Consider the following 26,063-nt stretch of genomic DNA (forward strand, 5'->3'; position numbering starts at 1 on the left):
TGACCTGACTGAACCCGCCGCGCATCAGTACGCCCCCTGCCCCTGGAGCACCGCGCGGAGGGTCTTCCACAAAATCACCGTGTCGAGGGCGAGCGACCAGTCCTCCACGTACCGGAGGTCCAACCGCACCGCCTCGTCCCACGGCAGGTCACTGCGCCCGCTCACCTGCCAGAGGCCGGTGAGCCCGGGCTTGACCAACAGCCGCCGCCGGATGTCCGGGCCGTAGGCCGCGGACTCCTCCGGGAGCGGGGGGCGCGGACCGACGAGCGACATCGAACCGGTGAGCACGTTGAAGAGCTGCGGGAGCTCGTCGATCGAGTACCGGCGCAGCACCGTGCCCACCCGCGTCACCCGCGGGTCCCGGCGGAGCTTGAACAGCAGGCCCGCGCCTTCGTTGCGGTCGGCCAGTTCCGCCCGCGTCCTGTCGGCCCCGGCGACCATGGTGCGGAACTTGACGATGGTGAACTCGCGGCCGTCCTTGCCCACCCGGCGTTGGTAGTAGAGCACCCCGCCCCGGCTGTCCATCAGGACGAGCACCCCGACGATCAGCATGAGCGGCGCGAACAGCATCAACAGGATCGCCGCACCCATGCGGTCGACGATCTCCTTGATCGCCCGGCGACCCCCGGTGAAGATCGGCATCGTGACCCGCAACAGCGGGATCCCGAGCACCCCGTCGACGTGCAGCCGCGGGCCGGCCACCTCCATCAGGACGGGGGCCACGACCATGTCGGCGTCGCTGCCCTCGAGGTTCCACGCCAGTCGCTGGAGCCGGTTCGGCGACCAGTGCGGGTCCGGTGTGACCGCGACGACGCGGTAGCCGTCGCGCTGCACGTGGCTCGGTACGTCCGACAGGCGGCCCACGACCGGCACTCCGGCCAGCTGGTCACCGTCGAAGCCGAGACCGTCCGGCGTGCACACCGCGTCCACCCGCCAACCGAGGTGCGGGAACTTGCGGACTCTGGTGATCAGGTCGAGCACGGTGGCCGGGCTGCCGGCGGCGAGCACCGGCCGCAGGCAGCGGCCTTCCTTGCGCTGTTTGTGCAACCACAGCCGCAGCACGTAGCGGGCGATCATGGTGACGACCGCGATCGCCGGGGTCGCCACGAAGATCCAGAGCTTGATGTTGGTGGAGGTGAGGGCGATCCCGCCGAGCGCCAGCACGACGGCCGTCGCGAACAGTGAGCGCCCGAGCCGGCGGAACTCCTCGACGCCCTGACCGAGCACGGCCGGTGCCCACGACCGGCCGACCGTCATCGAGCCCAGCACCAACAGCTCGGTGCCGAATGCGAGGATTCCCCATTTCTCATGCCAGTTGGCCGCGTCCCTGGCCCCGAAGAAGACGCCGATCGCGGTCACGACGACCGCGGTCGTCACCATATCGGTGGTGATGACGGTCCGTCGGTACCGCTGTTCCCAGTCCATGGCGGGGCGACTGATGGACCCGTTCGCCGACCGCCCGCGCGCCGCCGGAAACGGGTTGGCTAATTCCCTCTGCTGCACAGGACCCCCCCAGGTCGCCAGTGCTCCGGCGTCTTTGCCTCGCACTGTTTAATCCCACGGGAGGACCCGCCCCCCGAATGTGGCATACCAGGTATTGCAGCTTTGCCTGAACACGTGCCTACGGGTGGCGGACCCGCATGTTCTACCAGAGTTGCGAGGTGTGCGGGAAGTCGTAGAAGTCCCGGATGCTCCCTGCGCCCCCCTCGAGCTCAAGGAATCGATCACTGCACGTCCGGCGCAGAGGATACGGCAGCCGGCTGTGTGTCGCGCCAAAACAATAGATCGTCATTTTTCGCCCGGTGTCCAAGTATCTGGAGCACGCGGGTCAATCTAGACCATCGCAGGCCGTCCGGAGAGGTGATGTGTACAAGTTGCGGTCAAGCTGCGAAGACGGCGCCATCCAAGGGTCCCCGTCCGCGGGTCTCCTGGTGACAGGCGCATGCCGTGTGACCTGTGAGGACGGCGTTCAGCAGGTGACGGAGGGAGTGGCCGAATCCAGGCCATGTTCGTCTGACGGATGATCACGAACCAGCAACGAGGGGCTCGTTGCCCGTGCCATGCGCACTCCGGGTCGTGGATCACGGTCGACCGGCAGCGGATCAGGCCGTCCCGGCCGTGGAGGGGGGAGCCGAACTCCTGCGCGGCGGGCGGACGTCGGAGGCCGGTCGCGCCGGAGCCGGTCCCGGCTCGCCGCGTTCACGTTCCGGCCCCTCGGGCGCGTACGGGCGACGGGTGCAGGTCCGGACCACGAGGAGCTCTCGGCGCGGCGCCTTTCCTCCCGGCCCCGACGTGTTCACGTGCAAGCGATGAGCTGGTTTCCCACACGCGATCTCCACGAGAATTCCCGTGCTCGACCGGCGGTGCAATGACGAGGTGCGGAAAAGGGATGTGCTCGAAATGGACCCTCCGCCACCCCTTGGGATATCGGGGAAAAGGTGGCGCGGAATCGTGGGGCTCCCGGCGGTCGGCGGACATGGCCGCGGCATGGGTCGACCTCGAATGAGCTCCGTGCCGCATGCGGCGGAGTGTTGTGGATCAAGGCGCGTGCCACGTGCGGTCTTTTGCCCCGTCGGCCGATATCGCGGCATTCCGCTTTGATTTCCAACTGCCAATCGGCAGTCGTTCGGGAGCCGGTCCTACAGGGTCGCGAGCCAGTCGGTCAGGAGCTGGTTGGTCTCGGCCGGCCGCTCCTGCTGGATCCAGTGACCGCAGCCCTCCAGGACGCGGGAGGAGGTCAGCCCGGGCAGCGTCGTGGGGTGGGCCTCGACCGCCGCGGCCAGCCAGGTGAGGGAGGCGTCGAGGGCGCCGCCGATGTACAGCGAGGGCTGGGGGAGGAGGGCTCCGTCGAAGCCGGCCAGATCCTCCCAGTCGCGGTCCATGTTCCGGTACCGGCTCAACGCCGCGCGCAGCCCGGTCCGCTCGAACTCCCCGGCGTAGAAGTCGAGGTCGCCCTCCCCGAGCCAGGCCGGCGACCGGTCGGTGGGGAAGCGCTCGCGCAGGGTCCCGCCCCGGCGGACGAAGTGCGGGGCGGGTGCGCCGACCGCGGGCATGGTGTCGCCGGACAGGGCGGCGTAGAAGCCCGCGAGCCAGCCGCGCACGTCGGGCTCGATCTCGGCCTCCGCCCGGCCCGGCTCCTGGAAGTAGGAGACGTAGAACTCCTCCTCCCCGCCCATCCGCGCGAAGAGCTCGCTCGGCCTCGGCCCGCCGCGCGGGGCGTAGGGAACGCTGAGCAACCCCACCGCACGGAAGAGGTCGGGCCGGACCAGGGCCGAGGTGGCGGCGATGGCCGCACCCCAGTCGTGCCCGACGACGACGGCCGACCGTTCTCCCAGCGCCTCCACCACCGCGGCGTTGTCCGCCACCAGCTCCGACATCCGGTAGGCGTCCGTCGCGTGGGGGGCCGAGGAGCGACCGTAGCCGCGCACGTCGATCGCGACCGCGCGGTACCCGGCGGCGGCCAGCGCGGGGAGCTGGTGGCGCCAGGAGTACCAGGACTCGGGGAACCCGTGCACGAGGAGGACCAGCGGCCCGGTGCCCTGCTCCACCAGGTGGATCCGGCCCGCGGGCGAGGGGACCAGGCGGTGGGTGACGTCCGGGGCCAGCGGTGACATGGATCCTCCAGGTGCTCGACCTCTCCGGTGTGGAGATCGTTCAGCTGATCATGGGGGGAGCGGCGGGGCGAACGCGAGTCGCACGGTCACTTCGCGCGGGCCGGGGGCCGGGGTCGGGGTCCCCCGGCGGGGCCGCGAAGGATCAAGGGCCCTTACGGAGATAAAGGCGCGGTGAGGGGGTAGACGCGAGCCGAAGCGCCACGGCGGAGCGAACGCCCCGCCGTGTTTCCCACCTGAGAGCGAGGACACCATGCTTGCCGTCGGGCTTATCCTCCTGATCATCGGGTTCCTGACCGGAATCTCCATCCTCTGGACCATCGGCATCATCCTGCTGGTGGTGGGAGCAGTCCTGTGGATCATGGGCTCGGTCGGTCACGCGGTCGGCGGCCGACGCCACTACTGGTAGTCGGTGCGCACCCGTGCTGCCGCACCCCCACCCACCCCAGCCGCTACCACCTGCCCTACCGGAGGAGTTGTTCATCGCGTGACTGAGCACGTATGGAGCTACACGTCGACCTCGGGCCACCTGGCCGGCACGGATCTGACCGGCTTCAAGGTCGAGGCGACCGACGGGACCATCGGCAAGGTCGACAAACACTCCGACGAGGTCGACGACTCCTACCTGGTCGTCGACACCGGACTCTGGATCTTCGGCAAGGAGGTGCTGCTCCCGGCGAGCAGGGTCGTCAGCATCGACCCGGAGGAACGCACCGTGTTCGTGGACCGGACGAAGGGACAGATCAAGGACGCTCCCGAGTTCCACCGGGACGAGCACCTCGGCGACCCGCGCTACCGGGACGCGCTGAGCACCTACTACGGGACCGGGTTCCCCTTCGGCCTCCCGCCGATGTGACCGGCGCGGGCAGCGTGGGCGCGGGGACGTGAGCACGATGCGCACGAGCACGGACAGCGGGCCCGGACTCCCTTGAGTCCGGGCCCTGATCGCGCGCCCCGGCCCGTTCCTCAGGCCGGGCGGTCCTGAGGGGCCACCACCGTGAACAGCGCCCCCTCGGCATCGGCCAGCACCACCGACCGGTCGGTGGTCGAGGACTGTACGGGGGAGGCCGTCCGGCCGCCCAGACGGGTGGCGGCCTCGATCGCGGCCTCCAGATCCGGCACCCGGAAGTGCACGTGCCACCGCGGACGGACCTGCGGGTCCGGATCCTCGTCGAGCGCGCCGCCGCTGATCCGGGCGACGGCGTCCCGGCCGTGGCGCAGGACGACGTGGTCGTGCTCGTAGGAGACCGTGCAGCAGCCCCCCGGCTCGCCCGCCCAGTCCAGGACCTCGCCGTAGAAGATGGCCGCGGCGAAAGCGTCGCGCGTCCGCAGTTCCAACCACGCGGGGGCACTGTCGTGACCCACGCTCCAGTCGGGGATGACCTTGCCCTGCCAGAAGCCGAAGGCGGCCCCCGCCGGGTCCGAGGCCAGCCCGGCCCGCCCCGTGCCGAAGGGGAGGGGGCCCACCGCCATCGTGGCCCCGCGCTCCCGGATCCGGTCCGCCGTGACGTCGACGTCCTCGACGGCGAAGTACGGCGTCCAGGCCACCGGCACGCCCAGACTGCCGGCCAGCGCACCGATGCCGGCGACCGGGGCCCCGTCGTGGAAGGCGACGGAGAAACCGTCGCCCAGGCGGGTGGGGCGGAAGTCCCACCCGAGCACGCCGCCGTAGAAACCCTGGGCGGAAGCGAGGTCCCGGGCCACCAGGCTCACCCAGCACGGCGCACCGGACATCTCATGGCTCGATGTCGACACAGCTGCCCACCTCATCTGCCGCACACGGCTACGGGACCCTTCCACCGTAAACCCGCTGCCCACGCCGGCAGGCGAGGCACGGCCGGGCCCACCCGTACGTACGAGTGGCTCCGCGGGGGATGGCCCACTGGGGTATCCCCGCGGTGCGCCGGGCCCCGCGCGGGACGCGGCACGGGGTTAGGCTCGGGACGGGGCGGGAGGAAGGGAAGGGCACATGTGCCGCTGGCTCGCCTACTCGGGTTCGCCCATGCTCCTCGACGCCATGCTCTACCGCCCGGAGCACTCGCTGATCAACCAGAGCCTCCATGCCCGCATGGGCGCCGAAGCGACCAACGGCGACGGCTTCGGCATCGGCTGGTACAGCGCGGACGGCGACGGCACCCCGGCGATCTTCCGGGACATCGCACCGGCCTGGAACAACCGGAACCTGCGCGAGCTGGCCGCCCACGTCCGCTCCACGCTGTTCTTCGCGCACGTACGCGCCTCGACGGGCTCGGCCGTGCAACAGACCAACTGCCACCCCTTCCGCCACGGACGCTGGCTGTGGATGCACAACGGAGCCATCGCGGAGTTCCACCGGCTCCAGCGGGACCTGTGCATGGCCGTCGACCCGGCGCTCTTCCCGTGCATCGAGGGGTCCACCGACTCCGAGGTGATGTTCTACCTGGCGGTCACCTTCGGGCTCGATCAGGACGTCCCCGGCGCGGTCGCCAGGATGGCGGGGCTGGTGGAGCGGCTCGGCAAGGAGCACGGGGTACCGGAACCGCTCCAGATGACCGTGGCGGTCAGCGACGGAGCACGCGTCTGGGCGTTCCGCTACTCCAGCAGGGGGAAGTCCCGCTCGCTCTTCTACAGCAGCCGCGCCGAGACCGTCCGCGACCTCCACCCGGAGCTGGACTACCTCCGCGAGATCTCCGACGAGACGCGCATCGTGGTCTCCGAGCCTCTGGGAGACCTGCCCGGGGTGTGGAACGAACTGCCCGAGGCCAGCTACACCGTGATCCCCGCCGCTCCGGGGACGGACTACCTCCCCTTCCTCCCCGAGCTCCCGGACGCCACCCGACTGCCCTGAGCGTCAGGACAACACGGGCGGCGCGTCCGTTTCGAGCAGCTGGACCGTGCACAGCCCGCCGCGCTCGCTCTTCACGTCCATCACCTTGAGCTGCGTGCCCGGCGCGAGGATGTACTCCTCCTCCCCGGTGAAGGCGGAGAAGTTCCTGATGCCGACCGCCCGGGTGGACGTCACCTCGAAGAGCGTCCGCTTGCCGCGGCTGCCCAGGAAGGACCGGGCCACCTTCAGCTCGGAGGTGCAGGAGGAGACGCCCCACCAGGTCACGGTCCTGCCCACCGGATACTGCGCCCGCAGGTCCAGCGACACGCCGCGCCACAGCGGCCGCGTGTGGCCCGGCAGCCCCGACACCGCCGAGAACAACAGGCGCAGGTACGGCAGGTAGGGGGTGACCCGGGTGCGGTCCGGCGAGCGCAGTACGGCATTGATCTCGCGGTAGAAGGCGGACTGGCAGGTGTAGAGGTAGAGCGCGGCGATCGCGTCGGCGGACAGAGCGCCGGACGTCTCGTCGGCCCGCCGCTTGCCGAAGTCGAGCGAGCGGTCGATGTGTCCGGCGAGCCCGGACAGTACGTCGGAGACCGGGGCGACGGCGCCCTGGAAGTCCATCAGCGGCGTGTCGAACACACCGGTGATCGCGGGGAGGACCAGGCCCTCGTCCTTGACGCTGGTGAGGCGCTCCAGGTAGAGCTGGTGGAGGTTCATCGTCGACTCGATGAAGGCGCCCATGCGTTGCGCCACGCCCCCGCCCGGCCCGCTCGCGCCGCCGGCTCCCGCGTCCCACCCCTTGCTGGGCAGCCAGTCGATCGGTTCGTAGCCCAGGGACGCGAGGGCCCCGTTGACCATGGCGAAGTGGTCGCCCTCGCAGAAGAGGTCGCCCTGCGCCGCCGGGTTCGCGTGGTCGATGTGCCGGACCTCGACGTCCGGGTACTTCGCCTGGAGCCGCAGCACGACCTTCTTCAGATTCCGGGCGTGCGCCCCCCACCAGGCGAACACGACCCCGCGGTCCTCCTCGGCGGCGTCCTGCTTGGCCTTGAGGATCTCCTCGATGATCCGCTCGGCGACGGGTCGCCAGAAGGCCGTGTGCCGGTCGGCGCCCATCGCCCCGTCGCCGCTGGCGGTGAGCGCGGCGTTCAGCAACAACACGCCCTGCGTGAGCATCGCCTGGAACCACTCCGGCGGCTGGACCGCGTCCCGCTCCTTCAACAGCGCGCGCACGTCCGCGATGGGCGTCTTCTTGACGATGCCGTACTTCCACATCGCCGCCGCCTTGATGAGGCAGCGGATGCTGACGACCCGGCCGAACTGGCTGTCCTTCCAGTCGTTGAAGGTGTTGTCGAACATGGCGATGCCGGTCGCGCTCTCCGCGCGCGGGTACGGGTTCTGCCCGAAGGCGACGACCTTCCACTTGTGCGGCGGGTTCGGCTTGAGCGCCTGGAAGGTCAGCTCGCGGACCGGGACGACCTCGGGGCTGCGCCCCTTCCCGATGAACCGCGCCGCGTCGGGCTGCGCTTCGATGACGGGCTTGAGGAGCGGGAGCCAGGGCTCACCACCGCCGGCGAACAACTCGGTGAGGGCCAGGGCGTCGTTCGGGTCGTTCGCGTCGGTCACGGGGGAGGGGCCTTCGGTCGCGGGGGTGGAGGCGGCAGCGGGAGCGGGGGTGGGGGCGGCTGCGGGGGCGGGCTCGGGCACCACGATGCGCACCCGCTCCTCGACGGGGGCGTTCTCGATGCCGTTCAACTGCGCGACGAGCGTGGCGCGCAGCTCGTCGTCGTCCTCGAAGCAGTGGTCGTGGAAGAGCGTGTACCCGGTCCACATCAGGTTGGCGCACACCCGGGCCGGCACCCGCCCGGTCTGCGCGCCCAGCCCGACCAGCGCCACGGAACGGATGCTGCCCGGCGCCTTCCGGTTCTGCCGGTGGACGGCCTGGAAGGCGGCCGCGCAGGCCATGGCCACATTCAGCGTGGCACTCACGTTCTGCGAGGACCCCACCATGGTCGGCGTCGATATCAGGTAGCGCGGCACGGCCGCCCCCGACGGGACGCAGACCGCGCTGCCCACCGGTAGCGTCCCGGCGAAGCGGTCGCGGATCGCCCGCTGCACGCGGACCTGGATGCCGGATCCCAGGTACCGCTTGATGACGGCGTCGACCCCACCGTCCATCCGGCCCCGGGAGTTGGTCGGGGTGACCCAGGCGTCGACGTCCTCGTCGAGGATCGAGCCGCGGCGGATCTCGACGCCGGGGGTGTCCGCGAACGCCGCCCGCCACGCCTCCACCACGCGCTCGTTGACGTCTGCCAGCACCACTCTGAGCGTGGGCTGCGCACTGCTCTCGGTCATCGTCCACTCCTGACGGGAAATCGGCCCTGCCAACCCCCTGAACGTATCCCTGACCACTGACAACGCCCGTCCGGCCAGCGCCGCGAACGGCCGGGCCGGCCCGAACTCGCCGTCTCCAGCGCCGACGTGTGGTCGCGCGAGGCCCTGTGCAAGGCGGCGGCCGCGGCGTACCCTCGGCTGCGCGCCGGCCGCCCAGGTCGCGCGGGCCGGGCGGGCCGGGCCCGATACACACGACCGCGGGGGCGGACCATGAGACGGACCGGGTACACATGGGTGGTCACGGCCTTCGCCGTGCTCGGGTCGCTCGGCCTGCTCCTGGGAGGTGCCGGGAGCGGCGCCCCGGCCTACGCCGCCACCGCGCACGGCGCCGATCGCGCCACCCCCTCCCGGCCCGTCTACCGCGTCGACCTGCGCGCGGACGCCACCGGCACCCGGTGGACCGGTCGCGAGACGGTGACCTTCGGCAACGGGTCCACCGAGCCGCTGCGCGAGATCTACGTCCGCCTGTGGGGCAACGGCACCGACGGCTGCGGCACGCCGCGGACGCCCTCCCCGGTCCGCATCGGCCGGGTGACCGGCGGGGCCCCGGACGACCCGTCGGTGGCGTGCAGCGCGGTACGGATCGCGCTGGCCGCGCCGCTGGCGCCCCTCGGGCGGGCCACCGTCGGCTTCGACGTCTCGATCACCGTCCCCGACCGGCTCCACCGCTTCGGGCGCGACGGCGACCACCGCTACCTCGGCAACGCCCTGCCGGTGCTGGCCGTACGGGACGCGGCTGGCTGGCACCTGGACCCGCCCGTCGACCGGGGCGAGAGCTACTACACCGTGGCCTCGGACTTCGAGGTCACCCTCGACCACCCGACCGTGCTGGGGGTCCCGGCGACGGGTGTCACCACGGACCGCCCGGCCGGGCCCGGCCGTACCCTCACCACCAGCGTCGCGCGCCAGGTGCGGGACTTCGTGTGGGCCGCCGGACCGTTCCGCAGCGGCGTGGCGACCTCGCCGGGTGGCGTCACGGTCCGCTCGTACTGGACGGCGGGCACCCCGGACGCCCGGGTGGCGACCGCCCGCGCCGATGCGCTCCGCGCCGTCGACGAGCTGGGGCGGCGGTTCGGCCGCTACCCCTACGGCGAGGTCGACGTGGTCATCAGCGACCGGTTCGCGCCGATCGGCAGCATGGAGTTCCCCGGGCTGGTCCTGGTGGCCGTGGACGAGTTCGGCAGCGGTGTGGTCCACGAGCTGGCCCACCAATGGTGGTACGGCATCGTCGGAAACGACGAGTACGCGTCACCCTGGCTGGACGAGGCGTTCGCGACCTACTCGGACGGCCTGCTGGGCGGTGATCACGGCGAGGACTGCGCGGAGGGCGTCAGTTGGCAGGACGACTCCCAAGCGGTCACCAACTCGATGGGCTACTGGGCCGCCTACGGCCCCGGTTGGACCCGGTACGTCTACTACAACGGCGCGTGCGTGCTGCACGACCTGGAGAAGGTGTTGGGCGGCCCGGTGATGGCCGCGATGCTGCGGGGCTACGTACGCGACCACTGGTACAGGGTCTCCACGACGGCGGAGTTCCAGCGCGCCGCGCAGGCGGTGACCCGCACCGACCTCACGTCCTTCTGGCGCGAACACCGCATCCGCGCGGGAACGACCACGTGATCGGCCGGACGTCGCCCGGGACCCCGTGCGGGTCCCGGGCGACGGGGGTCAGCGTCGCTCCGGCAGGTCCATCTCGGCGCGGGCCGGGGTGCGGTCCCGCTCCGGGGACGCCGCCAGGCCGCGCGGGGCGACGTTGGACTTGGGCGCCGCGGGCTTGCCGCAGAACGCGGCCTCCAGCGTGCCGCCGAGAGCGGTGTTGGCAGCCCCGTCGTTCGAGGTGTTCGCCATCGCGGACAGGCTGCGCTTGCCGTCGCGCGTGGTGAAGGCGTAGGTGTAGAAGCCCTGGACGGTGCCGGTGTGACCGAACACCTGGGTACCGCACGACAGGTCGTAGCGTCGCAGGCCCAGGCCGTAGAACCGGGTGTTCGTCGCGTCCGTCGGGGTCACGGTGGTCATCAGGTCGAGCATGCGCTGGGGCAGCAGCTTCCCGCTGACGAGGCCGCTCATGAAGGTGTTCAGGTCGGCCGCGTTGGAGATGACCGCGCCCGCGGACTGCGCCCAGGACACCGTCTGTTCGGTGGAGTCGACCAGCGGGTTTCCGGCCTCGTCCGGGTGGAGGTAGCCGTGGGCGTGCTGACCGCGGATGGCCGTGTCGGGGTGCACGTAGGAGGTGTTGCGCAGCTTCAGCGGCTTGATGATGCGGCGGTCGTACTCCTTCGCCACCGGCTTCCCGGTCACCTTCTCGATGATCATGCCGACGACCACGAAGTTGGTGTTGGAGTACTTGTACGAGACGCCGGGCTCGGTGGTGCGCGGCTCGGCGAGCGAGAGGTCGACCAGCTCCTGGTAGCCGAACACCTTGTTGCGCACGGCCTCGAAGCCGGGAACGGTGTCCGCGAACATCACGTTCGTGTAGTCCGACAAGCCGCTGCGGTGGGTCAGCAGGTGACGCACCGTGATGCGGTCGTCCGGCAGCAGGCCCGGCAGGTAGTGGTTGACCGGGGTGTCCAGCTCGACGCGGCCCTCGTTGACCAGCTGGAGCAGCACGACGGAGGAGAACGTCTTGGAGACGCTGCCGATCCGGAACCGCGACCGCACGTCCATCGGGGTGTTCTTGGTGGTGTCCTGGACGCCCAGGGTCTTGTAGGCGACCCCGTCCGGACCGGAGTAGCGGGCCAGGGCGCCCGGCGCGCCGGCGTCCAGGGCGTTCTGAAGGGCCCTGGTCAGGCCCTCCATGTCGGGCGTCACCTGCGGGGATTCCGCCGCGGTGGCGGGCAGGGCGACCGGTGCCGCGTGGGCCGCGGTGGCCGGGACGACACCGGCTACCGCGGCGAGCAGGGCAGCGCTCACGGCCAGGCGTCGTTCAAGGGGGAGGCGCACGTGTTCCTCGACTCAATGGGTGGGGGCAGGACATGCGAAAGCACGGCCGCCGTGGGGGGACAACCCCGGACACGGCGAACATTCATGATGTTACGTAAGATCATCGGTCGTCGGGTACCCACTCCGGGTGAAATCGCCGCGCGGGTCCCGTCACTCAGTGTTCTCGACGGCGGGGTGGAACCCGTGCATCCGGGGACGGACTCCGTTTTGGTGTCGTTTGTCGTTTTAAGTCAGCAGGGGCGCAGTTCAAGTCATCGTGGCCGCGGGTGCGGCCGGCCGGGACGCGGACACCCGATGCTGGGGCTGGGCCCGGCCCCGGTCGGGGCGGGGTTGTCGTGATCGAGACGGTGCGCAGGGGGAAGGGGACAACCATGGGGGTACGTTCACGGGTGCGCGGGGGCTGTGTCCTGTTGGGGGCCGTGGCGCTGGCGGTCGGCGCGGCCGCCGGTCCGGCGGTGGCCGCCGACCAGTGGCGGCCGAGGCCGGGCACGCTGTACATCTCGGACCTGCCCACGACGGAGTCGTGGCGCGCGAATCCGGTCGTGCGGGGCTGGGGCGAGGCGCAGGGGTGCCTGGCGGGTTGGCCGGAGGGCAAGCCCGAAGTCAACGTCTGGAACCGGGACTTCACCACGGCGGAGACGGCGTTCGCGCAGCAGAAGGTGATCGCCTTCGGTGCCGAGGCCGAGGCCATCGCCTACGCGGACGCGACCCGGCGGGACTTCGCCGACTGCGCGAGCCGCCCGCAGGAACCGGGGGTGACCGCGACCGGCTTCGACCACGGGGTGGTGGACGTGGAGGAGGGCGCCACCCTCCAGGGGATGCGCACCTTCAACGCCAACGCCCAGGAGCGGCCCGACTTCAACTACCTGTGGGGCGTGGGTCGCGACGGTGACACGGTCACGTTGGTCCTGTGGTCGAGCTACTGGGGCGAACCGCCCGTGGCCGCATGGAAGAACACCTTGAAGAAAGCGGTGACCAAGCTGTACTGAGCGGGGTGGACGAGCCGTGCCGGGCGCCGGGCGGGAGCGTGACGCTCCTGCCCGGTGCCCGCCGCGTCTACGGTCGATCCCGCTCCGCGACCAGCGGTGCGAGCCCGTCCAGGATCCGGTCGAGGCCGAAGCGGAACTGGAAGTCGGGCTCTCCCGATCCCGTGAACGCGTCGGAGTCCAGCAGGCGCGTCACGGCGGGGTGGCTCTCGGGGCCGGCGAGCAGCCGCAACGTGTGGACGTATTGGGCCAGGGCCTGCTGCGGGCTCACGCCCGACGCGGCGATGGCGTCCATCATGTCGGCCGCCATCGTGGCCTCGTTGCGCACCAGGCCGCCGATCAGGACGACCGTGGAGAGCTTCTCGTCCTCGCCCAATCCCGTGCCAGCCATCGCGGCCAACCCCCGGTCCATCCAGGCCAGTTGGTTCGGGGTCGTGGGCGGGGCCGTGATCGGGATGCGCAGGATCCAGGAGTTGGCGAGGAGGGCGGCGCGCTGCCCGTACGCCCAGTGCGTCAGCAGCTCGCGCCAGCCCCAACCGGCCGCCTCGGGCGGTAGGGGCGGCGGGGTGCCGGCGCCCGCGTCGGACATGAGGACGTACAGCTCCTCCTTGGCGGCCACGTAGCGGTAGAGGGACATCGTCGAGACGCCCAGTTCCTTGGCCACCCGGCCCATCGACACCGCGTCCATGCCCTCGGTGGCGGCGAGCGAGACGGCCGCCCCCACGATGCGGGGCAGTGTGAGCGTGGGGCGCGGCCCCTTGCCGGGGCGCTCGCGCAGCCCCCAGGCCATCTCCAGGCTGGCCGGGAGCCCGGTCCCGCTGTCCTCGTCCGCCATGACCGTCCCTAGTCGATTGCCACCCATCCTAGTTCTGTGTATTACTTACACAGAACAGCGTATGTCATACGCAGAAAGGAGCCCCTCTCCCGTGACCACCCACGACGTGACCGCGTCCGCCCTCGGGATCCACGCCACCGGCCTCACCAAGTCCTACGGCGCGCTCCGCGTGCTCGACGGCATCGACCTCGCCGTCCCGCGAGGCGCCGTCCTCGCGCTCCTCGGCCCCAACGGCGCGGGCAAGACCACGACCGTCCGGATCCTCGCCACCCTCACCGCCGCGGACTCCGGCGCCGCCCGGGTCGCCGGGCACGACACCGCCACAGAACGCTCCCGGGTGCGCGAACGCATCGCCCTCACCGGGCAGTTCGCCGCGGTGGACGAGCTGCTGACGGGCGCCGAGACCCTGCGCATGATGGGACGCCTCGCCGGGCTCGCCCCGCGCGCCGCGCGCGTCCGGGCCGACGAACTCCTGGAGCGCTTCGGCCTCGCCGATGCGGGCGGCCGCACCGCGAAGACGTACTCGGGCGGCATGCGCCGCCGCCTCGACCTCGCCGCGAGCCTGGTCTCCCGTCCCGAGGTGGTCTTCCTGGACGAGCCGACCACCGGCCTCGACCCGCGCAGTCGGCTGGGGATGTGGGAGCTCGTGCGGGAGCTGCGCGACCACGGCACCACCGTCCTGCTCACCACCCAATACCTGGAGGAGGTGGACCAGTTGGCCGACCGCGTCGCCGTCCTCGCCGGCGGCCGCATCGCCGCGGAGGGCACCCCGGCCGAGCTGAAGTCCCGCGTCGCCGGACACCGGCTGGACCTCACCCTCGCCACCGCCGCCGCCTACGAGGCCCTCGCCCCGCGCGCCGTCCACCACGACCCGGACGCGCTCGTGCTCGGTCTGCCCACCGACGGCACCGCGGCCCACGTGCGGGCGCTGCTCGACGAACTCGACCCCGACCGCACCGACGTCGACCGCTTCGCCCTGCGCGGCGCCACCCTCGACGACGTCTTCCTCGCCCTGACGGGAGCCGACCGATGACCGCCCTGCCCGTGAGCGCCCTGGCCCTGGCCGGGCGCAGCCTGCGCATCAGCAGCCGTCGCCCGGACGCGCTGATCACCGCCCTGATGCTGCCCGTCATGTTGATGCTGATCTTCGTCTACTTCTTCGGCGGGGCCATCGACACCGGGACCCGGTACGTGACCTACGTGGTGCCGGGAGCCATGCTGCTCTGCGCGGGCTTCGGAGCGGCCTCCACCGCCGTCAGCGTCGCGGAGGACATGAAGAACGGGGTCATCGACCGCTTCCGCTCGCTCGACATCGGCGGCGTCCCCATCCTGGCCGGCCACGTCACCGCGTCGGTGCTCCGCAACCTGCTCTCCACCACGCTGGTGCTGGCCGTCGCCCTCGCCATCGGCTTCCGCCCCCAGGCGGGTCCGGCGGGCTTCCTCGCCGCCGCCGCACTCCTCGTGGCCTACGTCACGGCCATCTCCTGGCTGGCCGCCGCCCTCGGCCTGGCCGCCGACTCACCCGAGGCCGCGGGTGGTTTCACCTTCCTGATGATGTTCCTGCCCTATCCCTCCAGCGCCTTCGTGCCCATCGACACGATGCCCGGCTGGTTGCACGGCTTCGCCGAGCACCAGCCGCTCACCCCGGTCATCGAATCCCTGCGGGCCCTGCTGCTGGACCAGCCCGTGGGCAGCGCCCCCTGGACGGCCCTGGCCTGGTGCGCGGGCATCCTGGCGGCCGCGGTGGGCCTGACCATCGTCCTCTTCCGGCGCCGGACGCGATGACGGGCGGCCCCGCACCCTCAGCGCGCGCCCGCCGAGCGGTCCAGCTCCGCGCCGATGGCCTCCCGCAGCGCGTCGTGCCGGGGACCGAGGGCGAACCGTCCGTCGCTCCACCGCTCGCGCGGGTACAGCCACACCGGCATGCGCGCCAGGTCGTCCGGCTCCCACGCGAACCGAGGCCACACGTGTGCGTGCAGGAAGCCGTCGGTGTTGCCCAGGATCTCCAGGTTCACCCGACGGAACTCCGGGTCGAGACCCTTGCACGCGCGCTCGACCGCTTCCCCCAGCCGATCCATGTCGGCCAGGAAGGCGAGGCGCCGCACCTTCGGCAGGTCCGAGAGCCGCTGCACCTGCGGGTCGTCCGCGAGCAACACCGAGTATCCGGGCAGGAACTGGACGTCCCCGATCGCCGCGAAACCCGCGTCGAGGCGTCTGAGCACGGTCGGGTTCTCGCCCCGCAGCGCGCTCGCGATCCGTTCCGTACGCCAGTCGACCGTCATGGAGCCAAAGGCTACCTGGCCGGGGATCAGCCCCGCGGCTTGCCCTTGAGCTTGGCCCATACGGCCTCCAGCGCGGCGATGTCCCCGTCGTCGAGGAGGTCGTCGAAGACCTCCGCGAGGGTTTCGCGGCGGGTCGCGTCGGCCTCCGCGAAGGTGCGGCGGCCGGCGGGGGTGAGGGCGATGCGGACGGAGCGCGCGTCCGTCGGGGACGGCGCGCGCTCGACCAGACCGCGGGCCTGGAGGGAGTCGGCCACGCGGGAGACCTGGCTGCGACTGAGCAGGGTCCTGGCCCCGAGTTCCGAGGCGGCGACGGGCTCGGGCTGGCCGTGCAGCCAGAGCATGACCTCGAACCACGACAGTGGCAGGTCGTGGCGGCGCACGAGGGCCTGGTCCACTCGGGCGCTCAGCGTCGTCCCGGCCCAGACGAGGCCGTAGAACGCGTGGTCGCGGGGGGTCATCTCGCCCAGGGTGAGGTCGTTGTGCGCCATGCCGGGAGGATACCGCGTTGCGTGCGTGCACACACAAATGTAATGTGTGTGTGCACGCACAGAAGTTGCGCGTCCCGTCACCCGCCCCCAGGGAGCCGTCATGACCTCCATCGACACCGACATCACCGGCACCACCAAGACCGTGCTGATCACCGGCACCTCCTCCGGCATCGGCCTCGCCGCGGCCGTGGCCACCGCGCGGGCGGGTTGGCACACCGTCGCCACCCTGCGCGACCCCGCCCGCGCCGGGGCGCTGCTCGCGGCCGCCGAGGAGGCGGGGGTGGCCGACCGCGTGCAGGTCAAGCGGCTCGACGTGACGGATCCGGCATCGGTGGCGGCCTGCGTGGCGGAGGTGGTGGCCGAGCACGGGCGGTTGGACGCGGTGGTGAACAACGCCGGCGCCGGCTTCGTCGGCACCATCGAGCGGATGGACATGGAGCCGGTGCGCGCGGCGATGGAGGTCAACTACTTCGGCGTCGTCGAGCTGACCCGGGCCGCCCTGCCCCACCTGCGGGCCTCGGGCGGCCGCCTGATCACCGTCACCAGCGTGGGCGGGGTGATCGGGCAGCCCTTCAATGAGGCGTACTGCGCGGCGAAGTTCGCCGTCGAAGGGTTCATGGAGTCCCTGGCGCCGGTCGCCGCGACCGCGGGCGTACAGGTGAGCGTGGTGGAGCCGGGGGCCGTGGCCAGTGAGTTCGTCACCAGCCAGGGCATCGACGTACCGGCCTTGCTCACGGCCGCCGGCCCCTACGCCCCCGCACTGGAGGCCTATGTGACCCGGACCATGAAGAGCTTCGATGCCGCGCAGACCTCGGCCGAGGCGGCGGCGCCGATCGTGGACCTGTTGGAGTCGCCGGAGATGCCGTTCCGGGTGCAGACCTCCCCGTGGGCCCGGGACTTCGTCGCCCTCAAGCTCGCCGACACCGACGGCTCGGCGGTCCAGGAGCTGACGCGCGGCTGGCTGCGCTGACGGCCGGCCCCTCGGGCCGGGCAGGGCGACGACACGCGCCCTGACAGGAACTTTATGTGTTCACCTGGCTACTCTGTGCGGTCATGGAGGCAGTGGCGGTACACCGCAGCGGTCGACCGGTCGCGTCGTGGGCCGGCGCAGTCGTCGTACTCGGCCTCGCCCTCGCGGCGCTCCTGCACCTCCTCGTCTGCGCCCACGGTCCCGTCGCGCCGGGAGCCGGCCGCGCCGACGCCCTGCCCGCCGCCGCGAGCGCCCCGGGGCAGGCGCTGCGCGACCTCCCCGCCGCCGACCGGACGCACACGCCGCACACGACCCCGGTCGGGGACGGCGCCGCCGGATGCGTCGACGCCGACGAACCGACGGTCCCCTCGCCCCGCGCCACAGGGGCTCCGGTGCCGGCGGCCCCGGCCCCGCTGGCCGCCGGAGCGGCCGCCGCGTGCGCGCACGGCAGCGGCCGGTACGGGCCACCGGGCACGCGGGCCGGCGTAGGGCATCCCGCGGAAGGCCGGGCGGTGCTGGGGGTGTGGCGGACCTGAGCGGCAGGTCAGCCGAGCCGGTGGGTGAGCGCGCTCACCCACCCGCCGCGGCTGCGCCGATCGGATCCCCGTACCCCGAGCACGGTCGTTCGCGCGTCGTCGTACGCGCCGGCCGAGGGAGCACTGCGCCATGAACGCCTTCCCTTCCTCCCCTTCCGCCGCCCTCTCCGCGTCCCCCGCCCAACTGCCGGCCGAGACCAAACGCCCCACGCTCACCCCGGCCGGCCTGGTCGGCAACACGCCGGTGCTGTGGGTGGGGGAGCCCTTCACCGCCGCCGGCCGCGGCTTCTGGGCCAAGCTGGAGGGCTGCAACCCCGGCGGGATCAAGGACCGCACCGCCCTGTACATGGTCCAGGCCGCCCGCGAGCGCGGTGAACTCCGGCCCGGCGCCCGGATCGTCGAATCGAGTTCGGGCACGCTCGGCCTGGGCCTCGCGCTGGCCGGGGTCACCTTCGGGCACCCGGTCACGGTCGTCACCGACCCCGGAATGGAGCCGCTGATGGCCGGACTGTTGGCCGCCTACGGCGCCGACGTCGAACACGTCGGGGCACCGCACCCCACCGGCGGATGGCAGCAGGCCAGGCGCCAGCGGGTCGAGGACCTCCTGGCGGCCCACCCTGGCTCCTGGTGCCCCGACCAGTACGGCAACCCCGACAACGTCGCCGCCTACCGGCCCCTGGCGCACGAACTCGTCGCCCAACTCGGCCGCATCGACGCCCTCGTGGTCAGCGTCGGCACCGGCGGGCACTCCGCGGGCATCGCCTCCGTCCTGCGCGGCTTCTTCCCCGACCTGCGGGTCGTGGGCGTCGACGCCGCCGGCTCCACCATCTTCGGCCAGCCCGCCGCACCCCGGTTGATGCGCGGACTGGGCAGCAGCATCTTCCCCGGCAACGTCTCCTACGACGTCTTCGACGAGGTCCACTGGGTCTGCGCCGCCGAAGCCGTGTGGGCGGCCCGCGCCCTGGCCCGCGGCCGGTGCGCGAGCGGCGGCTGGAGCGTGGGAGCGGTCGGCCTCACCGCCCGCTGGCTGGCCGCGGACATGCCCGCGCGGGCGCGGATCGTCGCCGTCTTTCCCGACGGCCCCGAGCGCTACGTCGGCACGGTCTTCGACGACGCGTACTGCGCGGCGCACGACCTGATGGGCCACCAGCCGGCCGACGAACCCGAAGAGGTCACCTACCCGGGCGAGAAGACGATCACCCGCTGGACCCGCTGCACCACCGTCCTCGACCCGCTCGGCGCCACCCGGCGCGGCGGCCCGGCCGGAGCGACCCGGTGAGGGCGCTGTGGCGCCGGACCGCCTCCTTCCCGCCGGCCGTCCGGCTGTTGCTGGTCAACCAGTTCGCCATCAACCTCGCCTTCTACATGCTCATGCCCTACCTGGCCGCCCACCTCGCGGGCGGCCTCGGCCTGGCCGCCTGGGCCGTAGGTCTGGTGCTGGGCGTGCGCAACCTCTCCCAGCAGGGCATGTACCTGATCGGCGGCACCCTCGCCGACCGCTACGGCTACAAGGCCCCGATCATGGCCGGCTGCCTGCTCCGCACCTTCGGATTCGCGCTGCTCGGCTGGGCCGATTCCCTGCCCGTGCTCGTCTTCACCTCCGCCGCCACCGGTTTCGCCGGAGCGCTCTTCAACCCCGCCGTGCGGGCGTACCTGGCGGCGGAGGCGGGGGAGCGGCGCGTCGACGCCTTCGCCACCTTCAACGTCTACTACCAGGCCGGGATGCTCCTCGGCCCGCTCGTCGGACTGGCCCTGCTCGCCGCGGACTTCCGGGCCGTCTGCGCGGTCGCGGCCCTCGTCTTCGCCCTGCTGACCCTGGCGCAGTGGCGCGCCCTGCCCGACCGGCGCGGCGACGGCGTCGACCCCGGCTCGCCGGAGGGCGTGCGGGCGCAGTGGCGGACCGTGCTCGCCAACCGGCCGTTCCTGCTCTTCTCCCTCGCCATGACCGGGTCCTACGTCCTGACCTTCCAGGTGTACCTCGCCCTGCCCCTGGCCGCGGGGAACGCCCTCGGGGACGTCGCGGGCACCCGGGCCACGAGCGGCCTGTTCGTCGTGTCGGCCGCCGTCACCGTGCTCGGGCAACTGCGGCTGACGAGCTGGGCGAAGCGCCGCTGGACCCCGGCGCGGGCCCTGGTCCGGGGGCTGGCCGTGATGGGACTGGCCTTCCTCCCGCTGGCCTTCACCCCGTCCGGGTCCCCGTACCTCTCGCTGGTGTCCTTGACCGCGGCGGTGGTGCTCCTGGCCGTGGGGAGCGCGGTGGTGTACCCGTTCGAGATGGACACCGTGGTGGCCCTCTCCGGCGACCGGCTGGTCGCCACCCACTACGGGCTCTACCACACGCTCTCCGGCCTGGGGATCACCCTGGGGAACCTGGGCACCGGGGCGGTGTGGGAACTCGCGGTCCACGGGCCGGCGCCGTGGACGCCCTGGCTCGTCCTCACGGTCACCGGGCTGGGCTGCGCGACCGCCGTCGCGGCCCTCGCCCGCCGCGGACGACTCGCGGCCCCGATGCGCGCGCAGCCCCCGGCCGCGCCGTCGCGCCGCTAGACGATCGGTACGTGGACGATGACACCGCCGGGTGAGGGTCCGCGGTGCTGCTCGAGATCGAGCTGGCCCTTGAAGGGTTCGTGCGCTACTACGACACGTCGGTGCGCACCGCCGTTCCCGCCCGCGCGTGGGGCCTGTTCGGGGTCCGGCCGCAGGCCAAGTGGTGGCTGGTTCTCACCAATGTCGATCAGTTGTGCCTGGGCCTGTAGCTGTCGGTCGTAGCCTGACGTCGCTTGTGCGTGGTGCTGCCGCCCCAGGACGACGGCGGCGATCGAGGAGGGGACCGGCATGGTCGACAGCCAGTGGACACAGTCAGGCACCGGAGGCGGTGAGGTCGTGGTGCGGGAGGCTGCGGACAAGGGCGTGGGCGTCTACGCCCTCCGGGATTTCGCGGCCGGTGAGCTGGTCGTGCGGGGTCGGCCCGAGCGCACGGAGCCGCACCGTACACGGCACTCGTTCCAGAAGGACTGGGACGTGCACGTCGAGCTGGATGCCACGGCCCGCAGCATCAATCACGCCTGCGTCCCCAACACCGGGGTCGTGGACAACGCGCTGGGCGGCTACGACTTCGTGGCCCTGGCCGCGATCCGGGTGGGGGAGGAGATCACGTGGGACTACGAGACCACGGAGTACGAGAGCATCGCGGTCGACCGCTGCCTGTGCGGCAGCGCGGCATGCCGAGGGCGCACCCGGGGCTTCCGGCACCGCACGGACGCCGTCCAGTACGTCGCCGCCTACCTGCGCAGTAGCCTCCGGGGCGCCGGCCGGCCTCAGTGAACCAGGGCCCGCAGCCGGGTTTCCAGGGCGTGGGCGGTGACCAGGTCCGGTGCCAGGGCGGCGTATTCGACCGTGCCGCAGTTGAGGGTGTCGTCGGCGGTGATGACCACGCCTGATCCGGTGGCCGGGTCGAAGGCCAGGCGCTGGCGCTCCAGTTCCGCCAGGAGCCGGGGGACGCTGGTGGTGGGCAAGTCGTTGTGGGTGGCCAGGACGTGGTGGCGCTGCCAGTCGGGGCCGAGCAGGGCGGCGGCGAGGTGGTGCAGGTGGGTGCACCCGCCGAGGCGGGCGTTGACCTCGTTGAACCACACCTGCCCGTCGGGAGCGACGATGGCGTCGATGTTGACCAGCCCGCGGTAGCCGAAGTCACGCATCGCTGCGGCCAGCCGCAACGTGTGGCCGACCACCTCGTCGCGCACACCGGCAGGAAGGCCCTGGGCGGGCATGACGAAGCCGTTCCAGACCGGCTCCATGAGCATCTCGCCGATGTTCAGCAGCCGCGGCGGGCCGGACACGGGGTCGGGGCAGTGCACTTCCAGGCACAAGGAGCGGCAGCCGGGGTGATACGTCTCGGCGACGACCTGGCCGTGGGGTGCGTGGGTGGCAGCCAGGCGGGTGTGGTCCAGGACCGCGGCGCGGTCCTGGTCGCCCGTGAGCGGCAGGGTGTGCAGGGCGCCGGCGGCCGGGATGCCGGGGCTGGTGCGGCACAGCACGTTTCCGGCGCCGCCACCGGCCCGGTCGGCTTTGACGATCACCGCGCCGGTCGGGGCGGCCAGGCGGCCCAACGCGCGGTCCAGGTCACCGCGGGTGGCGCACACCGCCCCGTCCGGGACCGGCACCCCCGCTCCGGCGGCCAGCGCGCGGAAGACGGCCTTGCTGTTGAACAACTCCGCCCCGCCGGCCGCATCGAAAGCGGACACGGCGTCGTCGGGCAGGCCGATCGCCCGCGCCAGGGCGGCGATGCCCCGGTCGGCCATGTACGCCTTGATCTCCCATTCCTCGGGCACCGCCACGAGCTTCCTCAACCGGTCCACCAGCTCGGGGCGGTGTAGCGTCTCCTGGCTCAGCAACCGCACGTCCTCGTCCCCCGGGCCCGGCGTCAGCAGGTCCACACGGGCCGGATCGAAGCCCATCAGCGCACCGACGTGCGCGACGAATGCCGGGTGCACCGGCTGCGGCAGCACCAGCGCGTCCCCGTCCCGCAGCAGCCACACCATCCGGGCCGCGACCACCGGCGTGCCCTCCCGCTCCCTGGGGTCGATCTCCTCCAGCCGGTCCACCATGTACTCGCTGTTGCAATTCCCTATCCATACCGTGCGCACAACGCCCACTTCCGCCGACGGCATTCCGGGTCCATCCTGTCCCGCACGTCACGACGCGAACCGCGGCCGGAGGGAGCGTCATCGACCACGCTCTCCGCTGCGCTCCACGCACACCTTCACGCCAGAGCGGCACGAGGTTCACGGGCGCCGGGTTGGAGCGAAAAGCCGCGGGTGCCCTCGCCGGTCCTGCGGTCCCGCGGTCCTCCCGTCCAGCCCGTGCCGTCGAACGACGGCCGGCCCACCCGCGCAGCTGTGGTTCGATTCGCTCCAACCCCAGGGCGTCGAAGGCATCGCGGGTGGTAAGGCGACGCGGCCTGAACTCGCCCTTGTTGGCCTCCAGGTGTCACGGAATGCTGATCATCAACAACAGTGTGCTCATCACCTGGAGATGGCCGTGGCTGACCAGCCCACCGGTAGCGAAGACCAACCCACCACTGCCGCCGAGGACGGCGTGCAGCGGATCCCGGCCCAGATTCAGGTCCAGGTGGTCCAGTCGCCCGCCGCAACCGAAGCCCGTGACGCGCTGCTGGCCGCCATCGGCGCCGAAGCCCGGTACGTGGCGGAGAAATCCGCTGGACAGGCGTCGGCCGCACTGGCGGAGCTGGCCCGCGCCTACGCGGTCATCGCCGGCGTCGAGAACGCCCCGGTGACCGCCGCTCTCGCGGCGACAGGCCGCAGCGCGGGAGCGCTCAAGCAGATCCACTTCGATGGAGACACACTCGTCGGGGTGAGCGACGCCGACGAAGTCTGGCTTGCGACCAAGGCGTAGACCGGGCATGGATGACGGGCGCCATCGCACGGCAGGCGGCCGGATTCCTCCAGGCGTGTCGGCGGCGCGTCAGGCAAGGACCGGTCAACGGGGTGCGGTTCCTCTCGAGGGAAGCGGTCGAAGGCGCCGAGCTGGGATCACGCTGATGGGGCGTGCGGGGGCTGCGCGTCTTTACCGGTACCCGTCGGCCTCGTCGGAGTCATCCCAGTCGACGCCCTGGAAGTAGTGCGGCTTGCCGTCGACATCACCGGGGCCGGCGCGCGGCCCGCTGTACCACTGGAGGACTAGGTTGTCCGGTCAGTCGACGTGTGACCGGGCCGCCGGGCCCGGTCGGGTGAGGAGGCCCTGGATGATCTTCCTGCGCGAGGTGCGCGACAGTGACCTGCCCGCCTTTCGAGAGCACTCGTGCGACCCGGTCGCGCACCACATGGCGGCCTTCGTCAGCGACCACCACGGCGACCCCGAGGCGTTCGAGGCCCACTGGGCGCGGATCCGCGCCGACCCGGGCATCGTGATGCGGACCGTGCTGGTCGAGGGAGCGGTGGTGGGTCACGTCGCGGCGTACGGACCACCGGACGAGCGCGAGGTCACGTACTGGATCGACCGCGCCCACTGGGGGCGCGGGATCGCCACGGCGGCGCTCGCGGAGCTGCTCGCACTCGACGCCGCGCGGCCGATGCACGCCCGTGCCGCGGCGGACAACGCCGCCTCGATCAGGGTGCTGGAGAAGTGCGGGTTCGTCCTCACGGGCCGTGACCGCGGCTTCGCCCGGGCCCGTGGCGGCGAGATCGACGAGGTGCTCCTCACCCTCGACTGAGAATCGCCCCCGAGGTACGTCGCAATCGAGCAGCCGCGGCCCTGTGAGTGGAGCCGGCCGAGCGCTAGAGTGCCCACGCTCCGCTGAAATCAAGCCAGTTGGAGCTGGTCGCAGCGGTCGGTCGGGAGGGGCGGCGGCAATGGGCTCGGGAGAACCGGTGGCCACATGGGCCGGCGCGCTGACCACGAAGACGGCGGCCGCCGTGGCCGCCGGAACGCTGGTGGTCGTGGGGGCGACCGGCGCGGGCGTGTGGTGGGTCAACCGGGGCACACCGGTGACCGTGGTCCAGCGCAGCACGACCGCGACGGTGGGGGCGGGCGGGCAGCAGGCGGCGGCAGCGGCGTGCCTGCCGCACGAGAGTGCCCTCGGCGGCGGCTACGCCGTCACCGGCACCGGCTTCGCCACGAGCAGCCACTTCCTCGGCGCCTCCGCGTGGGCGGTGGTGGCCTACAACCCCGGTGACGCACCCGCCACCCTGACGACGTACGCACTGTGCGTCAACGCCAAGGTCGAGAAGCAGCCCGGCCTGGACTTCACCTGGCGGGCCCACGCCTTCAAGGACCGCGGCAACAAGATCCTCGGTACGCCCGGCACCGAACCCATCCGCGACCTGACCACCGACGGGCCCTACGTCGAAGCGGTCGGCGACCCCCTCGGCGACCCGCACTGCGGCAACGCGTACACCATGGTGGGAAGCGAGTTCAGAGCCGGCCGGATCATCGCCGCACGCCCCGTGCAGCCCGTACCGCTGGACTCCCTGATACCCAACGGGGCGGTGCCGGGCACCACCTGGGCCGCGCCCTGGAGGGTCTCGGTCAACCCGGGCACCGCACTCAGCAGCGAGTCGTTCCCGATGCCCCGCTCCGAGGACATCCTCCGCAAGACACGCATCCTCGATCCGCAGCCCCCGCAGTCGAACTTCGCCGTCGGCGCCCGCCCCGTCTGCGTCAAGCTGAAGGACGCGTCCGTCGTCACCGCGAAGGTGACCGTCGCCGCGGGCGGCCGTGCGGACTCCACCCTCACCTGCCCCAAGGGCCACTCCGTGGTGGGCGGCGGCTTCTACTATCCCGCCGCCAACGAGCGGGGCGCCCTGGAGGCACCCCAACGCTACTTCGGCGACGGCTACCTCTTCGCCACGGCCGACGCCCCCGCGGCCGGGGAGCCGTCGGGCACCAAGGTGAAGGCGTGGCACGTCACCGGCGTCAACCAGCAGAAACCCGGCGCCTTCTACCACGACTCGGCGTGGATCGAGCACAGCGACCGCGAAACGAGCACCGGCAACGGCTACTTCGACACGCACCCCCACAGCGGTGACGACCAGCCGCTGCGCACCTCGGGCATCCCCGCCTCCCAAGAAATGGTCACCGCGGCCGTCTGCGCGAAGATCGACGCCGAGCCCACCGAACCGGCCGGGGGAGCCGCGCCGCCGGCCGTGACCCGGGTGGACGTTCCGCCCCTGGACGTGGTGGCGCCGCCCGCCGCCACGCCGTCTCCCTCGACCTCCGCTTCCGGCGCGTCACCCTCGCCGAGCCCCTCCGGATCCGCGAGCCCGTCCACGACGCCCCGCACGCCGAACTCCCCGGGCACCTCCGCCTCCGCGACCCCGAGCCGCCCGGGCAACACCCCGCGCACCAGCGCACCCCCGTCCGCGCCCACGCGGCCGACGGTGACCATCGACGCCCCCGGCAGCGGGGCCGGCCTGCGGCGCGGCTGCCAGGAGAGCTTCGCCGGGACGGCGCGCGCACACCCGGGCGAGCAGCTCATCACCGATCCGCAGCGCACCAGTTGGCAGATCCAGGGACCGAACGGCGCGGTGACCCTCGGCGCCGGCGCGTCCGGGCGGTTCACCGTCCCGCTGCTGCCCGACGGAACGTACCCGCTCGTCTTCACCGCCACCGACCCGGCCTCCGGACTCACGGGCAGCGCGCAGGTCTCCGTACGGATCGTCGGCTGCATCCGCTGAGCCGCGCGGCCGGACGGCGGACG

25 protein-coding genes are annotated in these 26,063 nt (G+C 72.1%); 16 read left to right on the forward strand and 9 right to left on the reverse strand.

Going from position 1 to position 26,063, the window contains the following annotated elements; genetic code table 11:
• Positions 1–24: 24 nt before the first annotated feature.
• Together ACZ4UB_RS12440 and ACZ4UB_RS12445 are read right to left on the reverse strand one after the other, a co-directional pair.
• The gene (locus tag ACZ4UB_RS12440; RefSeq protein ID WP_468070093.1) at positions 25–1,503 is read right to left on the reverse strand and encodes a sugar transferase; all 1,479 of its coding nucleotides are present in this window, start codon (positions 1,501–1,503) and stop codon (positions 25–27) included.
• Positions 1,504–2,639: 1,136 nt separating this feature from the next.
• Positions 2,640–3,614 carry an alpha/beta fold hydrolase gene (locus ACZ4UB_RS12445; RefSeq protein ID WP_468070094.1) on the reverse strand — a complete coding sequence of 325 codons (975 nt, stop codon included), beginning with the start codon at positions 3,612–3,614 and terminating at the stop codon, positions 2,640–2,642.
• Positions 3,615–3,864: 250 nt separating this feature from the next.
• On the opposite strand from ACZ4UB_RS12445, the gene ACZ4UB_RS12450 reads away from it, so the two are divergent.
• Positions 3,865–4,020, forward strand: a complete 156-nt coding sequence (locus tag ACZ4UB_RS12450; protein WP_467965595.1) for a DUF6131 family protein — start codon at positions 3,865–3,867, stop codon at positions 4,018–4,020.
• Positions 4,021–4,098: 78 nt separating this feature from the next.
• The gene (locus ACZ4UB_RS12455; RefSeq protein ID WP_468070095.1) at positions 4,099–4,467 is read left to right on the forward strand and encodes a PRC-barrel domain-containing protein; all 369 of its coding nucleotides are present in this window, start codon (positions 4,099–4,101) and stop codon (positions 4,465–4,467) included.
• 110 nt (positions 4,468–4,577) lie between these two features.
• Here ACZ4UB_RS12455 and ACZ4UB_RS12460 read toward each other — a convergent pair whose 3' ends face one another.
• Entirely contained in the window at positions 4,578–5,345 is a 768-nt protein-coding gene (locus ACZ4UB_RS12460) for a VOC family protein (RefSeq protein WP_468070162.1), read from the reverse strand.
• A 235-nt stretch (positions 5,346–5,580) separates the two neighbouring features.
• Here ACZ4UB_RS12460 and ACZ4UB_RS12465 point away from each other — a divergent pair, with 235 nt between their 5' ends.
• The gene (locus ACZ4UB_RS12465) at positions 5,581–6,438 is read left to right on the forward strand and encodes a class II glutamine amidotransferase (protein ID WP_468070096.1); all 858 of its coding nucleotides are present in this window, start codon (positions 5,581–5,583) and stop codon (positions 6,436–6,438) included.
• Between the two features lie 3 nt (positions 6,439–6,441).
• Here the strand turns inward: ACZ4UB_RS12465 and ACZ4UB_RS12470 are convergent, their stop codons facing one another.
• Positions 6,442–8,772 (reverse strand): macro domain-containing protein, encoded by a 2,331-nt coding sequence (locus ACZ4UB_RS12470; RefSeq protein WP_468070097.1) that lies wholly within the window; start codon positions 8,770–8,772, stop codon positions 6,442–6,444.
• Between the two features lie 249 nt (positions 8,773–9,021).
• On the opposite strand from ACZ4UB_RS12470, the gene ACZ4UB_RS12475 reads away from it, so the two are divergent.
• The gene (locus tag ACZ4UB_RS12475; RefSeq protein ID WP_468070098.1) at positions 9,022–10,431 is read left to right on the forward strand and encodes a M1 family metallopeptidase; all 1,410 of its coding nucleotides are present in this window, start codon (positions 9,022–9,024) and stop codon (positions 10,429–10,431) included.
• 48 nt (positions 10,432–10,479) lie between these two features.
• Here ACZ4UB_RS12475 and ACZ4UB_RS12480 read toward each other — a convergent pair whose 3' ends face one another.
• The gene (locus ACZ4UB_RS12480; protein WP_468070099.1) at positions 10,480–11,751 is read right to left on the reverse strand and encodes a serine hydrolase domain-containing protein; all 1,272 of its coding nucleotides are present in this window, start codon (positions 11,749–11,751) and stop codon (positions 10,480–10,482) included.
• A 371-nt stretch (positions 11,752–12,122) separates the two neighbouring features.
• On the opposite strand from ACZ4UB_RS12480, the gene ACZ4UB_RS12485 reads away from it, so the two are divergent.
• Entirely contained in the window at positions 12,123–12,740 is a 618-nt protein-coding gene (locus tag ACZ4UB_RS12485; RefSeq protein WP_468070164.1) for a hypothetical protein, read from the forward strand.
• A gap of 67 nt (positions 12,741–12,807) precedes the next feature.
• Here the strand turns inward: ACZ4UB_RS12485 and ACZ4UB_RS12490 are convergent, their stop codons facing one another.
• Entirely contained in the window at positions 12,808–13,572 is a 765-nt protein-coding gene (locus tag ACZ4UB_RS12490; RefSeq protein WP_468070100.1) for a TetR/AcrR family transcriptional regulator, read from the reverse strand.
• A gap of 61 nt (positions 13,573–13,633) precedes the next feature.
• Between ACZ4UB_RS12490 and ACZ4UB_RS12495 the strand changes: the two genes are divergently transcribed.
• Together ACZ4UB_RS12495 and ACZ4UB_RS12500 are read left to right on the forward strand one after the other, a co-directional pair.
• Entirely contained in the window at positions 13,634–14,605 is a 972-nt protein-coding gene (locus ACZ4UB_RS12495) for an ABC transporter ATP-binding protein (RefSeq protein ID WP_468070101.1), read from the forward strand.
• Positions 14,602–15,357 carry an ABC transporter permease gene (locus ACZ4UB_RS12500; protein WP_468070102.1) on the forward strand — a complete coding sequence of 252 codons (756 nt, stop codon included), beginning with the start codon at positions 14,602–14,604 and terminating at the stop codon, positions 15,355–15,357. The genes ACZ4UB_RS12495 and ACZ4UB_RS12500 overlap by 4 nt, the downstream gene beginning before the upstream one ends.
• 17 nt (positions 15,358–15,374) lie before the next feature.
• On the opposite strand, the gene ACZ4UB_RS12505 is transcribed toward ACZ4UB_RS12500, so the two are convergent.
• Both ACZ4UB_RS12505 and ACZ4UB_RS12510 read right to left on the reverse strand, forming a co-directional pair.
• Positions 15,375–15,854 (reverse strand): diadenosine tetraphosphate hydrolase, encoded by a 480-nt coding sequence (locus ACZ4UB_RS12505; RefSeq protein WP_468070103.1) that lies wholly within the window; start codon positions 15,852–15,854, stop codon positions 15,375–15,377.
• Positions 15,855–15,880: 26 nt separating this feature from the next.
• The gene (locus tag ACZ4UB_RS12510) at positions 15,881–16,342 is read right to left on the reverse strand and encodes a MarR family winged helix-turn-helix transcriptional regulator (protein ID WP_468070104.1); all 462 of its coding nucleotides are present in this window, start codon (positions 16,340–16,342) and stop codon (positions 15,881–15,883) included.
• A gap of 100 nt (positions 16,343–16,442) precedes the next feature.
• Here ACZ4UB_RS12510 and ACZ4UB_RS12515 point away from each other — a divergent pair, with 100 nt between their 5' ends.
• From ACZ4UB_RS12515 to ACZ4UB_RS12540, 6 genes are all read left to right on the forward strand, one after another.
• A complete protein-coding gene (locus tag ACZ4UB_RS12515; protein ID WP_468070105.1) occupies positions 16,443–17,312 on the forward strand; it encodes an SDR family NAD(P)-dependent oxidoreductase in 870 nt (289 codons plus the stop codon).
• An 83-nt stretch (positions 17,313–17,395) separates the two neighbouring features.
• Positions 17,396–17,848: a hypothetical protein gene (locus ACZ4UB_RS12520; protein WP_468070106.1), complete on the forward strand. Its 453-nt coding sequence runs from the start codon at positions 17,396–17,398 to the stop codon at positions 17,846–17,848.
• 130 nt (positions 17,849–17,978) lie between these two features.
• Complete coding sequence (locus tag ACZ4UB_RS12525; RefSeq protein WP_468070107.1) at positions 17,979–19,127, forward strand: PLP-dependent cysteine synthase family protein; 1,149 nt, start codon at positions 17,979–17,981, stop codon at positions 19,125–19,127.
• On the forward strand, positions 19,124–20,395 hold the full coding sequence (locus ACZ4UB_RS12530; RefSeq protein ID WP_468070108.1) for an MDR family MFS transporter: 1,272 nt from the start codon (positions 19,124–19,126) through the stop codon (positions 20,393–20,395). Before ACZ4UB_RS12525 ends, ACZ4UB_RS12530 begins: the two co-directional genes overlap by 4 nt.
• 44 nt (positions 20,396–20,439) lie before the next feature.
• Positions 20,440–20,604: a hypothetical protein gene (locus ACZ4UB_RS12535; protein ID WP_468070109.1), complete on the forward strand. Its 165-nt coding sequence runs from the start codon at positions 20,440–20,442 to the stop codon at positions 20,602–20,604.
• Positions 20,605–20,683: 79 nt separating this feature from the next.
• A complete protein-coding gene (locus ACZ4UB_RS12540) occupies positions 20,684–21,172 on the forward strand; it encodes an SET domain-containing protein-lysine N-methyltransferase (RefSeq protein WP_468070110.1) in 489 nt (162 codons plus the stop codon).
• Here the strand turns inward: ACZ4UB_RS12540 and ACZ4UB_RS12545 are convergent.
• On the reverse strand, positions 21,166–22,491 hold the full coding sequence (locus ACZ4UB_RS12545; protein WP_468070111.1) for a preATP grasp domain-containing protein: 1,326 nt from the start codon (positions 22,489–22,491) through the stop codon (positions 21,166–21,168). The genes ACZ4UB_RS12540 and ACZ4UB_RS12545 overlap by 7 nt on opposite strands.
• Before the next feature lie 394 nt (positions 22,492–22,885).
• Between ACZ4UB_RS12545 and ACZ4UB_RS12550 the strand changes: the two genes are divergently transcribed.
• From ACZ4UB_RS12550 to ACZ4UB_RS12560, 3 genes are all read left to right on the forward strand, one after another.
• Positions 22,886–23,260, forward strand: a complete 375-nt coding sequence (locus ACZ4UB_RS12550) for a hypothetical protein (protein ID WP_468070112.1) — start codon at positions 22,886–22,888, stop codon at positions 23,258–23,260.
• 349 nt (positions 23,261–23,609) lie between these two features.
• Positions 23,610–24,077, forward strand: a complete 468-nt coding sequence (locus ACZ4UB_RS12555; protein WP_468070113.1) for a GNAT family N-acetyltransferase — start codon at positions 23,610–23,612, stop codon at positions 24,075–24,077.
• A gap of 157 nt (positions 24,078–24,234) precedes the next feature.
• A complete protein-coding gene (locus ACZ4UB_RS12560; RefSeq protein WP_468070114.1) occupies positions 24,235–26,040 on the forward strand; it encodes a hypothetical protein in 1,806 nt (601 codons plus the stop codon).
• Positions 26,041–26,063: the final 23 nt, after the last annotated feature.

The sequence above is a fragment of the Streptomyces sp. NPDC028419 genome, from assembly GCF_055565515.1.